Genomic DNA, 770 nt, shown 5'->3' on the forward strand with positions numbered 1-770 from the left:
ATGCCTCGCACTATGCTCAAAGATGAACACTGGACAAGACTAAAACCTATATTACTAGAACTTAATATCTATGACAAAGGAAATCTTAGACAAACGGTTGAAGGCGTGCTTTATCGCATGCGTGTTGGCTGTCCTTGGCGCGACTTACCCGAGTATTTTGGCAAGCCTAATACCATCTATAAAGCTTACCAGCGCTGGTTTAAGAGTAATAAGCTGATTACGCTGTTTGCTTTATTAATCAAAGACGCAGACCTTGAATGGGTCTTCATTGATGGTACTCATATCAAGGCGCATCAGCACAGCAGTGGTGGCAATGAGAACCTACAATCTATTAGTAAAAGTGTGGCAGGACGCGCGACCAAGGTTCACTTAGCAGTTGATGCGCATGGCAATCCGATTACCTTTATTTTATCAGATGGCACAACCCACGATGTCAAAGTCGCACCTGATTTAGTAGACAAAGTTAATTTGAGCGATACAGAGGTTTTATGTGCCGATAAAGGCTATGATTCTGATGCCCTACGAGCCCATATTGAACAAGCAGGGACGCATAATAACATCCCTCGAAAACGAAACACTCAGTCTTCTAACGACCATATGGACTGGGACTTATATAAAGCCAGACATCTAGTAGAAAACGCTTTCGCTAAGCTAAAACAGTATAGGGCGGTTGCCACTAGATTTGATAAGCTCAAGCAGAGTTATGAAAATACGGTCGCCCTTGCTTGTGCTTATATCTGGCTCAAATTATGAATGTTCAACACGCCCTA

The 770-nt window shown here is 42.7% G+C and carries 1 protein-coding gene; it reads left to right on the top strand.

What is annotated here, in order from left to right; all coding sequences use genetic code 11:
• Positions 1 to 753: IS5 family transposase (locus CXF58_RS01210; protein ID WP_102076325.1), on the top strand; the 753-nt coding region annotated here is incomplete at its 5' end.
• Positions 754 to 770 lie beyond the last annotated feature (17 nt).

The sequence above is a fragment of the Psychrobacter sp. Sarcosine-02u-2 genome (genome assembly GCF_002836335.1).
Classification (GTDB): domain Bacteria; phylum Pseudomonadota; class Gammaproteobacteria; order Pseudomonadales; family Moraxellaceae; genus Psychrobacter; species Psychrobacter faecalis.